This window comes from Streptomyces sp. JK94 (assembly GCF_053613315.1).
Map to the genome: position 1 here is coordinate 1 of NZ_JBSICH010000025.1, position 12,457 is coordinate 12,457.

At 73.2% G+C, this 12,457-nt stretch carries 8 protein-coding genes and 1 pseudogene; 4 read left to right on the forward strand and 5 right to left on the reverse strand.

The features are described 5' to 3' along the window. Positions 1-178: 178 nt before the first annotated feature. A complete protein-coding gene (locus ACVV2G_RS21965) occupies positions 179-943 on the reverse strand; it encodes a GOLPH3/VPS74 family protein (RefSeq protein ID WP_453844457.1) in 765 nt (254 codons plus the stop codon). 191 nt (positions 944-1,134) lie between these two features. On the opposite strand from ACVV2G_RS21965, the gene ACVV2G_RS21970 reads away from it, so the two are divergent. The 3 genes from ACVV2G_RS21970 to ACVV2G_RS21980 all read left to right on the forward strand — a co-directional run bounded on the left by ACVV2G_RS21970 (position 1,135) and on the right by ACVV2G_RS21980 (position 7,864). Continuing rightward, positions 1,135-3,984 carry a D-alanyl-D-alanine carboxypeptidase gene (locus ACVV2G_RS21970; protein ID WP_453844598.1) on the forward strand — a complete coding sequence of 950 codons (2,850 nt, stop codon included), beginning with the start codon at positions 1,135-1,137 and terminating at the stop codon, positions 3,982-3,984. A gap of 189 nt (positions 3,985-4,173) precedes the next feature. Beyond that, positions 4,174-6,075 carry an MFS transporter gene (locus tag ACVV2G_RS21975; RefSeq protein WP_453844458.1) on the forward strand — a complete coding sequence of 634 codons (1,902 nt, stop codon included), beginning with the start codon at positions 4,174-4,176 and terminating at the stop codon, positions 6,073-6,075. A 202-nt stretch (positions 6,076-6,277) separates the two neighbouring features. Continuing rightward, positions 6,278-7,864, forward strand: coding sequence for a sodium:solute symporter family protein (locus tag ACVV2G_RS21980; protein WP_453844459.1), 1,587 nt, complete (start codon positions 6,278-6,280; stop codon positions 7,862-7,864). A 92-nt stretch (positions 7,865-7,956) separates the two neighbouring features. Here ACVV2G_RS21980 and ACVV2G_RS21985 read toward each other — a convergent pair whose 3' ends face one another. From ACVV2G_RS21985 to ACVV2G_RS22000, 4 genes and pseudogenes are all read right to left on the reverse strand, one after another. Beyond that, entirely contained in the window at positions 7,957-8,367 is a 411-nt protein-coding gene (locus ACVV2G_RS21985) for a VOC family protein (RefSeq protein WP_453844460.1), read from the reverse strand. A gap of 49 nt (positions 8,368-8,416) precedes the next feature. Next, positions 8,417-9,532, reverse strand: coding sequence for an ADP-ribosylglycohydrolase family protein (locus ACVV2G_RS21990; protein ID WP_453844461.1), 1,116 nt, complete (start codon positions 9,530-9,532; stop codon positions 8,417-8,419). A 105-nt stretch (positions 9,533-9,637) separates the two neighbouring features. Continuing rightward, positions 9,638-10,598 (reverse strand): annotated as a pseudogene (locus ACVV2G_RS21995) (LysR family transcriptional regulator). A 157-nt stretch (positions 10,599-10,755) separates the two neighbouring features. Next, entirely contained in the window at positions 10,756-11,100 is a 345-nt protein-coding gene (locus ACVV2G_RS22000) for a hypothetical protein (RefSeq protein ID WP_453844462.1), read from the reverse strand. Positions 11,101-11,742: 642 nt separating this feature from the next. On the opposite strand from ACVV2G_RS22000, the gene ACVV2G_RS22005 reads away from it, so the two are divergent. Next, positions 11,743-11,967, forward strand: a complete 225-nt coding sequence (locus ACVV2G_RS22005) for a hypothetical protein (RefSeq protein ID WP_453844463.1) — start codon at positions 11,743-11,745, stop codon at positions 11,965-11,967. Positions 11,968-12,457 lie beyond the last annotated feature (490 nt).

Genomic DNA, 12,457 nt, shown 5'->3' on the forward strand with positions numbered 1-12,457 from the left:
CCCCCCCCCCCCCCCGAACCCGCGGCTCCCGTGACCGGGACTGGGGGACTGACGTGCGCGTGCGGCGGTGCGGTGTCGCGGCACTACGGTCTCGCGGTGCTGCGGGTGCTGCGGTCCTGCGGGTGCTGCGGTCCTGCGGTGCGTGGTCCTGCGGTGCGTGGTCCCGGTGGGGTGCGGTTCAGTGCGCCACCGCACGCGCCATGGATCCGTGGCGCGGTTGCACCGGAACACCGCGGGCGGGTTCCGGGGCGGACCTGGCTCCCGGTGCCGCGGCCTGGCGGCCGGCCGGCGCCGGTGCCGGACTGCGGCGCGGCTGGGCCGCCGCGCCGTTCTGGACGTCCATCACCGCGTGCGCCACCAGTCCGCCCATGGGGTCGTGCCTGATGAGGTCCCGCAGACGGGACCGTGACGAGCGTCCTTCGTTGCCCGGGTAGAGGTGCTTGCCGAGTCCGACCGCGTGGGCCAGCGCGGCGAGCGCCGCGGTCCGCGGGTCCGGCGGTACGCCGGTGCGGATCGCCGAGTCCAGCCGGGCCTTGATCTCCCTGCTGATCGCCGTGTCCGTCGCCTGATAGCGAGTGGTCGGCAGCACCCCGCACATCTGGCCCTCCACGGCATGCACCATGCCGCATCGCTCCAGATGCGAGAGGTAGGTCTGGCGCAGCCCCAGGCGGGGCCCGCCAATCCAGTTGACCGCCCGTACGGGAGCGCCACGCCTTCGCAGCAACTCCAACGCGCAGTCCAGTGTTGGATCTCCAGTCGGCCGTGGTGCCACCACGGCGATACGATCCCCGTCTGGGGCTATCCGTCCGGCCAGCGCCAGCTCCACCAGCTGTGCTCCGGCCAGACCGAGGTCGAGCGACTGCGGCTGCGCGGTGGTACCCGTGGTCGGGTCCAACGCCAGCAGCAGAAGCTCCTCCGGAATTGTTCTGCGGCTCCTGCCCATCCATGCCTCCCCGCGTGGATGCAGACAGGGTGACCCCTCTCACATTGGTCTGTCGAGGGTGCGTGACCGGTTCGTTGTGGAACCAGTAGGTATGTCGTTCTCGTCTACCGCGTGGGTCCTACCCGTACACAGGACACTGGTACATGGTTTCGGTAGCGCACGCAGACGTGCGGCGCATGGAGGAGGCATCGGTGGCGGGCGAGTCCCCCGACAGGGCGAAGCAGCGCGAGTCGTCGGAAGAACCGACGTCGGGGAGCGGGGGTGCGGTTCCCGAAGCGAGGACCGGGACGAGCGAGACGCGTGACCCGCGGCTGGCGGTGACGCGGGAGGCCGCGAAGCCTTCGGCGTCCGCCGGGTCCGGGGCGTCCCAGGGGTCCGGGACGTCCCAGGGGTCCGGGTCCCGGGGCGGCGTCGACACGGCGACCCGGGTGCTGTCGCTCCGCGGGGCCGAGGGGGAGGACGGGGACGCCGGATCGGCAGGCGCCGACGAGGCGGGCCCTTCCGGTACGTCCGACTCCTCCGCCGAGCCCGCCGCACCCGCCGCGTCCGAGGAACCGGAGTCGCCCGGTACGCCCGACGCGTCCGGGGGTGATCCCGCCGAGCCCGCCGCCGACGGTGACGGCAGGCTGCGGGAGGCCGTCGCCGCCTGGGTCGCGACCGCGGACGAGCGGGCCGCCGCGAACACGCGGCACGAGGACGAGCAAGCGGAAGCGGAAGCGGCGGGTGCCGCGGGGGCCGCGAAGCCGGCCGCGCAGGACACCGGCGCGAACGCGGACGGCGACGAGCCCGGGGCCACGGTCATCGACGCCGACGCCGACGCCGACGCCGACCCCGGCACGGACGCGGACGGCGACGGGCCCCGTGCCGCCGAGGCGGACTCCGACGCCTCCGGGGGGTCCGGAGAGCCCTCCGCCCCCGCCGCCACGACGTCCGCCGTCGCCGCCGTCGCCGCCGTCGCCGCGGGAGACGCGCCGCACACCGACGGCACCGCCCCGGCGGCGGACGACGCCGCCGGGACCGCCGACGCCGCCGAGGACCGGACGGACCGCGCCGCCGCCGTCGCGACCGGCGGCACCGCCGGGACCGCGTCGGACCCCGAGCAGCACGCCGACGACGAGGCCGCGAGGGCGACGGACGACACCGCCGACGCCCCCGAGAAGCACGCGGACACCTCCACCGGCGCCACGGCCGGCCCCGACGCCACCGAGGCCCCCGAGGAGCACGCCGGCCCCTCCACCGGCGTCCCCGCCGGCCCTCACGCCGCCAAGGCCCCCCAGAAGCACGCCGACACCCCCACCGGCGCCACAGCCGGCCCCGACGCCACCAAGGGCGGTGCGGGGGCCGTCGATCAGCCCACCGCCATCTTCAAGGCCGTACGTCCCCCCGCGCCCGCCGTCGACCAGCCGACGACCATGCTGAAGCTGGGCGACACCGCCGCCGCCAGGCCCGACAAGGCCGACAAGGCCGACAAGGCCGACGGTAGTGAGGGCGGCGCGGGCGACGGTGGCAAGGGCAAGGACGGCGCATCCGGCAGCGGCGGAGGGGGCGCCGCCGCCCCCGTCCGGGCCGAGCGTGATGCCGAGCGGACCAGCAAGTTCGTCGCGCTGCGGCATCCGGACGATCCGGCGACGCGCAAGCCCCCGTCCGAGACACCCGGGGCACCCGCGGCACCCGGGGCGCCGCAGGCTCCCCGTGCCGGGGCCACCACGGCCGTGCCGCAGGCCGGTCCGGAGCGGACCACGCAGCAGCCGTTGCCGCCGAAGCCGCCGCTGGACCTGCTCGCGGAGCTGACGAACACCCCGCCGCCCCCGGAGACCCCCTTCCGGACGACGGTGCGCCGGGTCAAGATCTGGACGCCGCTGGTCCTGCTGCTGGTGATCGTCCTCGGGGTCGTGCAGTCCATGCGGCCCCTGCCCGCGCCCGAGCTGGACCTCACGGCGCAGGAGAGCTTCACCTTCGAGGGCGGCAAGCCGGAGATCCCGTGGCCGTCCAGCGGGCAGGCCGCGCTCGACGTGCAGGGCATCGGCACGTTCGGCTCGTCCGGTGACCAGAAGCCCGTGCCGATCGCGAGTGTCGCCAAGGTCATGACCGCGTACGTGGTCCTGCGCGACCACCCCCTCAAGAGCGGCGCGGACGGTCCGAAGATCCAGATCGACCAGGCCGCCGAGGACCAGTCGCAGGCGGGCCAGGAGTCGACCGTCAACGTCTTCGAGGGCGACTCGATCTCCCAGCGCGAGGCTCTGGAAAGCATCCTGATCGCGTCCGCGAACAACGTGGCGAGGCTGCTCGCCCGCTGGGACGCGGGGTCCGAGAAGGCGTTCGTGGAGAAGATGAACGCCGCCGCCGAGGACCTCGGCATGAGCAACACGACGTACACCGACCCGTCGGGGCTGAACAACACGACGGTGAGCACGGCCGTGGACCAGGTGAAGCTGGCCAAGGCGGCGATGAAGGAGCCCGCGTTCCGCGAGGTCGCCGCCATGATGTCGTACGACGACTACAAGGGCGTCAACCACTCCAACTGGAACCACCTGGTCGGCCACAACAACGTCGTCGGCATCAAGACCGGCACCACCACCTCCGCCCTCGGCAACCTCGTCTTCGCGGCGAAGAAGGAGGTCGGCGGCGAGACCCGGACCATCATCGGTGCCGTGGTGCGCCAGCCCGCGGGCGGCCAGGACAACACCATCCTGGGCGCCGCCCTGGACTCCAGCGACAAGCTGATCCGGGCCGCGCAGGACACGCTGGAGTCGACGGTGATCCTGAAGAAGGGGAGCGTCGTCGGGTACGTCGACGACGGCCTCGGCGGCCGTACGCCGGTCGTCGCCACGCAGGACGTCAAGGCGGTCGGCTGGCCCGGCCTGACCGTCGAGCTGACGTTCACGGCGGACGAGGTGCCGCACACGGCCCCGGCCGGGACGAAGGTCGGCACCCTCACGGTGGGCGACGGCGGGGTGGCCGGCGCGGTACAGGTGCCCGTCGCCCTCCAGAAGGACCTCGCCGAACCCGCCCTCGCGGACAAGCTGACCCGCCTGGGCTGACCGCCGGCCCGTCCGGGCAGCACCGTTCACCCGCCCCCGCGGCCGCCCGGCCGCGGGGGCTTTCGCGTGACCGGGCGAGGGAGCCACGGCGCGGGGCTGCGTGCTAGCGTCACGAAACGGGGCAGGTCGCCGGTCGCGGCAACGGGACACGGCCGACAGCAGAAGACAGGACACGGGGAGTGCCTTCAGGTGGCCACTGCGGAGCCGACACGCGCCGACAACGCCGATCCGGGTTCGGGAGCCGGCCGGCGGCCCCGCGTGCCCACGCCCCGCACGGACGGCGGGGAGAGCGCAAGCCCCGGTCGGCATCCGGCGGGCGGCGACCGTGAGCCCGGCCGTGCCGGGCGGAAGGCGCCCGCCGCGCTGAGGGCCGCCTTCCTGGCCCTGCGTGAGCGCATGCTGCGCCACCCCGTGCTCTCCGTCACCGTTCTGGCCGGGGCGCTGCACATCGCCTGGTTCTTCACCTTCGCGAACAGTGGCGGCGACCTCGCGGCGCAGGACGCCTGGGCGGAGTTCGTCGGCCGGCACCCGGGCTCGGCGTACAACCTCGCCTGGTACGGCGGCACCCACCCCGTGTCGTACAGCGTGGTCTCGCCGTATCTGATGTCCGTGCTCGGCGTCCGCACGACGATGATGATCGCGGGAACACTGTCCGCCGGGCTGCTGACGATGCTCCTGATCCGCAGCCGGGCGGTCCGCAACCCGCTGTGGGCGTCGCTGGCGGGTCTCTTCGGCCTGCTGGCCAACGCGGCGTCGGGGCGGGTGACGTTCGGGCTCGGCATGATGTTCGGTCTGGGCGCCGTCGCGACGGTCTTCTGCTGGCCGTACCGCTGGCGGTACGAGCGCTGGGCCAAGGGGCTGTGCGCGGCGCCGCTGGCCGCGCTGGCCACGATGGCCTCGCCGGTCGCGGGCCTGTTCGTGGGTCTGGTGGCGGTGGCCCTGTTCCTGCAGAAGCGCCGCCCGGGCGCCTGGGCGCTGGGCGTGGCACCGAGTGTGGTGGTCGCGCTGTCGACCTGGCTGTTCCCCTTCTCCGGCACCCAGCCCATGGCCTTCGGCTCGGCGGTGCTGCCGATGGTGTACGCGGGCCTGGTGTGCGTGTTCGTGCCGCGCACCTGGACGTCCGTGCGGATCACTTCGGCGGTCTACGGCCTGTCCGTGCTGCTGGTCTGGGCGATCAGCTCCCAGATCGGCTCCAACATCACGCGTCTCGCGATGCTCTTCGCCGGGGTGGCCCTGGTGGCCGCGCTGCCGTTCACCGTGAAGCGGACCCGCACGTGGTACGCGCTCGTGCTCGCGATCGTCGGCTTCGTCGGCTGGATCGGCTTCAAGTCGGCCGACGACGTCGTCCACACCACGCCGGCCGCCTCCTGGGCGCGCGAGCTGGCTCCGCTGGTGAACGAGTTGCAGGAGGTGGGCGCCGAGAAGGGCCGGGTGGAGGTCGTGCCCGCCCGCTCGCACCGGGAGGCCTCGGCCCTCGCTCCGTACGTGAACCTGGCCCGGGGCTGGCTCCGCCAGGCCGACATGGAGCGCAATCCGCTCTTCTACGACGACACGCTCAACTCGGCGAACTACCACGAGTGGCTGAAGCGCTGGGCCGTGCACTACGTGGTGCTGCCCAAGGGCGAACCGGACGGCGACGGCGGCGAGCGCGAACGGGAGCTGGTGCAGCGGGGTCTGCCGTACCTGAAGCAGATCTGGGGCGACGCCAACTGGCAGCTGTTCCAGGTGACCAACCCGACTCCGCTGGCGGAGCCCGACGCGGTCGTCCAGCGCGCCGAGCAGGGCGAGTGGACGATCGACGTGCGGCAGCCGGGCCGCGTCCTGGTCCGGATGCCGTACTCGCCGTGGCTGAGCCTCGTCGACGCCGAGGGCAGGAAGCTGGAGGCGCCGCAGGAGACGGAGGCCTCCAAGAGCGCCCCGGAGGGCACGCCGAAGACGTACGACAACGTCAACGGCTGCCTGATGGAGACGGAGGAGACCGCCGAGGGCGACAAGTGGACGATGCTGATCGCCCCCGAGGCCGGTACCTACCGGCTGTCGGCGCCCTACGACGTGCCGCGCGGCACACCGTGCCCGGACGAGCTGAAGTAGAAGAACAGTCGTTCATGTAGGTGAACAGAGGTCAGTGAGCCGAACATTTTTACTGGCTCTTGACCTCCCCCTTCCTTGTCGTGCCCGCGTCGACACAACCACGATGAGCGGGCACTTCGCGCCTTGCCTCGCCCCTACCCCGCTCGTGCGAAGTGCCAGCCAGCTGAGCGGAGTTCACAAGGCGGACCCCGGAAGGGGGCACATGAACGGTCTCGACTGGTCCGTGCTCATCGGCTACTTCGCCGTCATGGTGGCGATCGGCGTGTGGTCGCACAAACGCGTGGACAACGTCAGCGACTTCTTCACGGCCGGCGGCAAGATGCCCTGGTGGCTGTCCGGCATCTCGCACCACATGTCGGGCTACAGCGCGGTGATGTTCACCGGGTACGCGGGCATCGCCTACACGTACGGCGTCACGTCCTTCGTCACCTGGTCCTTCCCCATCGCCCTCGGCATCGCCATCGGCTCCAAGCTGTTCGCGCCCCGCATCAACCGGCTGCGCTCACGGCTGCACGTGGCCTCCCCCCTGGAGTACCTGAAGAACCGCTACAACCTGCCCACCCAGCAGGCGCTGGCCTGGTCCGGCATGCTGCTGAAGATCGTGGACGTGGCCGCGAAGTGGGCGGCCATCGCCACCCTGCTCTCGGTCTTCACCGGCATCTCCCTGAACCAGGGCATTCTGATCACCGGTGTCATCACGGGCATCTACTGCACGATCGGCGGCCTGTGGGCGGACGCCCTGACCGAACTCGGGCAGTTCGTCATCCAGCTGCTGGCCGGTGTCGCGATGTTCGTGGCCGTCGTCATGAAGCTCGGCGACCACGGCGGCTTCTTCGGCGTCTGGGACGAGCCCGCCCTCCAGGGCCACGGCAAACCGCTGGTCGGCCCGTACGGCACGGTGTTCCTGCTCGCCTTCCTCTTCATCAAGCTCTTCGAGTACAACGGCGGCATGCTCAACCAGGCCCAGCGCTACATGGCCACGAGCAACGCCCGCGAGGCCGAGCGGTCGGCGCGGCTGTCGGCGGTTCTGTGGCTGGTCTGGCCGCTCGTGCTGTTCTTCCCGATGTGGATGTCGCCGCTGCTGGTGGAGTCGCAGAAGGCGGACGGCTCCGACTCCTACGCCCTGATGACCGAGCAGTTGCTGCCCCACGGCCTGCTGGGTCTGGTCATCGTCGGCTTCTTCTCGCACACCATGGCCATGTGCTCCTCGGACGCCAACGCCATCGCGGCCGTGTTCACCCGGGACGTGGCGCCGGTGCTGTCGGCGCGGGCGCGGTCCTGGGGCGAGCGGACCGGGCTGCTGGCGGCGCGGCTGGCGACGGTCGTCTTCCTCGGTCTGTCGATGGCGGTGGCGACGCAGGTCGACTCGCCCACGTTCAAGGACATCATCACCGTGGTGATCAAGTGGGTGGCCGGCCTGATGGGTCCGATCGCCATCCCGATGATGCTCGGTCTGCTCCGGCCCTTCCGCCGGTCCGGTCCGACGGCCGCGCTCACCAGCTGGGCGATGGGCCTGCTCGCCTTCTGGCTGGTCAACTACCCGGTCAACTGGAGTGTGGACGGCGGGGTGCCGCTGGAGTACCAGGTGTCGATCCCGCTGGCCGTGTCGCTGGTCCTGTACGTCCTGATCGGCTACGTGAAGCCGGAGGACACCCCGGAGCGGCTCGCGATCATCGAGCGGGTCAACCTGGACGGCGACGACGCCTCCGGCGCTGCGGCCGCGGTTCCGGCACCGGCACCGGCGGGCGGGGCGGAGAACGCGGTGGGACGGACCCGGGTGGGCGACTAGGACCCGCTCCGGTGGAAGCCGGGTGGGTGACTGGGACCCGCTGCGGCCGAACCCGGGCGTCCGGTGCCCCGGCCTCGGGGCACCGGACGGGCTCAGCGCACTTCCTGGATGCGGATCTGGTTGCCCGCGGGGTCGCGGAAGGCGCAGTCGCGGATGCCGTACGGCTGCTCGGTCGGCTCCTGGACGATCTCGGCGTTGCCGGCCCGCACCCTTGCGAAGGTGCCGTCGAGGTCCTTGGTGGCCAGAAGGATCCAGCCGTAGGTGCCCTTGGCCATCATCTCGGTGATGGTGCGGCGCTCGTCCTCGGTGATGCCGGGGTCGACGGCCGGCGGGGCCAGGAGGAGGGACGTGCCGGGCTGGCCGGCGGGGCCGACCGTGATCCAGCGCATCCGGCCGTCCCCGACGTCCTTGCGGACCTCGAAGCCGAGGACGTCGCGGTAGAAGGTCAGTGCCGCCTCCGGGTCGTCGTGCGGGAGGACGCTGGTGTGAAGGGTGATGTCCATGCCGGTCACGCTAATCGCGGGCGCGGATGCGGCGCTTCTCGATTCCTGATCATGCGCGTGGGTAGCGGGCCAGCCAGCCCGGGGAGGAGCCCGCCGGGCCGTGCAGTGCGGGGCCCTGGGTCATCTCCATGGCGAAGTCGTCGGCGAGTTCCAGGATCGTGGGGCGGCCCTCCAGCTCGGCCAGCCACGCCGGGGGAAGCGCCGTCTCGCCGTGCAGCGCGCCGAGCAGGCCGCCGGTCAGGGCACCGGTCGCGGCGGAGGGGCCGCCGTGGTTCACGGCGAGCCGCAGTCCGTGCCGTACGTCCTCGCCGACGAAGGCGCAGTACACGGCGGCGGCGACCAGCCCGTCCGCCGTGCCCTCGCCGATGAGCCCTCTCACCCGAGCCGGACCCGGCAGCCCTTGCCGTACCGCGCCCAGCGCGTGCCGCAGGGCGTCCACGACGGGCTCGTGCCCCGGCCGGGGGACGAGCTGCGCGAGGGCCCGCTGCACGGCCCCGTCCAGGCTCTCCCCGCGGGCCAGCCCGTGCACGATCAGGGCGTAGGCACCGGCCGCCAGGCAGCCGGTGGGGTGGCCGTGCGTCTGCGCCGCGCACTCCACGGCGAGCTGGCCGACGAGTTGCGGCTCCCAGCCGACCAGCAGCCCGAACGGCGCCGACCGGCCGGCGGCCTCGGGTCCGCGCTCGCCCGGGTTCTTCGGCGCCTCCGGGGTGCCCATCGTCTCGTCGCCGAGTCCGAGCAGCAGCGCGCGCGTCGCGTGCCGGCGGGCGTACAGCCACTCCTCGTGGGCCAGCCATCCGTCGTCCTTGCGCCGCAGGTCGGGTCCCCAGTCGCGCTGGGTGGCGACCCAGCGCCGGTACGCCCGGTGCAGGTCGGTGGGCGGATGCCAGGCCCCGGTGTCCCGCCGTACCTGGGCGCGGATCAGCCCGTCCACGGAGAACAGGGTCAGCTGGGTGAGGTGGGTGACGGCACCACGCCGGCCGTGGGCGGGGGCCAGGTCGGCCAGGCCGTCCGCGCCGTGCGCTTCCCGGATGCCGTCGAGGTCCAGCCCGTCGACGGGCGCGCCGAGGGCGTCGCCGACGGCGACCCCGAGCAGCGTCCCGCGCACCCGGCTGCGGAAGTCCTGCTGCTCGGCACGCCCCCAGACGGCACCGGCTGTCCCGCTCACCCGGGCCTCCCCTCGGCACTGTCCGCACCGCTGTCCGTACGTACGACGCCCAGCACTGTATGCGAACGGGCGTGGTCGGTCAGGGCTCGGAAGGTGTGGAAACCTTCACGTGGTGACGAGCGCCTCCCGGCGGCAGCGGACGAACTCCCGGACGACGGGGTCGGCGTCGCCGGCGGGCGCCCAGGCGACACCCACCCGGCCCGGGACTCACCCCGGTGACGGGCCGGTGGACGACGTCCGGGCGGGTGGGGAAACGGGCGGTGGATGCGGGGGGCAAGGGCGAGGGCGATGCCGTCACCGTTGGCGATCGTGCTGCGTCACTCGTCGGGCTGTTCGGTGACGGCGCCGACGCGTACCGGTCGGTCGTCGTGCCCGTCCGCGGCCAGCCAGTGGTCCCGCCGCCGTCCGGTCCCGGCCGGGGCGGCGACGAACGGTTCGTCCCAGCTCGCGAAACGCGATCACCTTCCGGGCGGCCAGGGGATGCGCCTCGGGCGGCACGACGCAGCGGGGTGCGCTGAACGGGGCCGCCACCCGCAGCGCCTCCTGCCCGGGGAACGGCAGCCGTACGAGGGCGACGTCGACGTCCGCGTCCGCGAGCCCGGCGGTGGGGCTCGACCAGGCGGGCCCGCCGCATCTCGACGCGCCAGCCCGGCCGGCACCGGGCGAACTCCGCGACGATCGGCTGCGTCGCCTCGTTGGCGGCGCCGGCGATGAAACCGAGCCGCAGGACGCGAGCAGCCCGGCTCGCCGCGGACCTCGTCTCCCGCAGCGCCGCCTCCCAGCCGGACAGCAGGGCGGGCGCCCGCTCCGCGAACGTCCGCCCCGGTTCCGTGAGGGCCGTGCCCGGGGCTCGACCGGGTGAACAGCTCCATCCCGAGCCCCGCCTCCACCCGGCGGAGCTGCTTGGTCAGCGTGGGCCGGGAGACGAACAGCCGCTCGGCGGCCCGGTGAGGGTGCCTTCCTCCGCCGCGGCGACGAAGTACCGCAGCAACCGAGTGTCGACGTCCGGCTCTGGACGCGGCCGCACTCGGCCTGGACACCACCTGATCCGAAAAAGCGTGAGCATCTGGGCCCTTGGTGTCATCGGGGCGCTCATGTGAGTGAGCGGAGGACACTTTTCGGGCAAGTGTTCGCGCTTTTACACGGCCCTGTGCTCCGCCGAGCGTGCCCGGCCGTCACGGCAACGGCCCGGACGCGAGGCCCGGAAGGCCCGTTCGCAGCCGTCACAGGTCGGGAGGGGATCCGGGAGTGCGCGGGCGGGGGACCTGCGGACGGAGCGCGGGCAGGACCGGGGGAAGGTCGGCGGTGAGGCGGCGCTCCAGGAAGGCCGCCGGATGACGGACCGGCTCCTGGGGCAGGCCGCTCGTCAGGGTGCGCTCCACCGCGGTCGCGGGCACGCCCCGCTCCAGCCAGACCGCGACGGCCGGTACGAGACGGCGGACGTCCCGCTCGGTGAGCAGGAGCCGGGAGTCGTGCACACGGAGCCGGGTGAGCAGTTCGGCCGCCGGTGCGTGATCGCGCTCCGGCCCCGGTACGGCGGGCTCGGCACCCGTGGCCCGGGCAGACACGCACACAACACCCCCGGAGACAACAGGCACGCCGGACGCGCCGGACACGGCAGACGCGACAGACGCGACAGACGCGGCGGTGGCGGCGGACGCGGTGGACGCGGCAGGCAGGGCCCCGGGCACGGCAGACGCGGCGGACGGGGGCACAGCGGGGACGGACGCGGGCACAACGGACGCAGGCACGGACACGACGGACGCGACGGACGGAACAGACCCGGCAGACAGGGCCCCAGACACGGCAAACGCGGCGATGGCGGCGGACGCGGCAGGCAGCGACCCAGGCACGGCGGACGGAACGGAGGCAGCGGACGGAAGTACGGCGGAGACGTTGGCCCAACGGACACGGGCACAGACACGACCGACACAGCGGACGGAGCGGACGACAGCCCAGACACGGCGGACGCGGCAGACACGGCAGGCAGATGCGCGGCGGGGACGGGCACGTGCACACCGGACGCAGGCACGGACACGGCGGACCCGGACATGGAAACGGCGGACGCGACGGGCGGGGGCCCGGGCGCGGTGGGGCGAGGAAGCGGGCCGGGCGGCGGCCGCCCGGACGGAGCCGGGCTTGTTGCGGGAGATCGTCCGGGTCACGACTCGGCCCGATGGAAGACGCTCCTTGGTGCGTGCGAGGTAACCGTGCTCCTCCAACTCCCGCAGGGCCGCGGCGATACGGATCTCGCCCTCGGGGAACTTGCCCACCAGCGCCTTGACCCCGACCGGCGCCCCGGCGGGCAGCGACTGGATGTGGACCGCCGGCCCGATCGCCGTCAGGGACAGCGCGGGATGCTGGAGGAGGCGGTTGCCGACCACGGTGAAGTGGTCGTGGTGGGGGTGGTTGTCGTGCTCGACACCACCGGGTAACGGCCGGACGCGGGGCGCGCGTGCGCGCTAGGGTTCTGCTCAGTCATCAGGAAGGGCTCACTTCCTCGGTGATCAGGCCCGCGCATTGGGATGCCAGTCCCGGCGGGGGCCGCATCATGTCTGCGGTTGTTGCGGCGGACGCTGCACCATGAACACCCTGCGGCACCGGCCGGGACGGCAGGGGCGGGTTCGGTTCTTTCCCCGGTTCTTTGGTCTTCGGCGTCGCGTCGGACCGGGACACGCCCGGCCACGACCCGGTGGCACCTCGGCCCGTAGGGGCCCGACAGGGCCGGGCCCGTGTCATCGCCGCAACGATCGGTTCGCACCGCCACGATGCGCGGTCCGCGCCCGCCTTCCGCGTCGCAGGCGGCCGGGTCGGGGACACGCGGGACCCGGTCACCGCGCGCGTCGGTCACTCCGGCTCGAGAAACCTACCGGGCCCGGACACCGGGCAGTGGGACCGGCCGAAGGTGGACCTTCCGACTGGCCG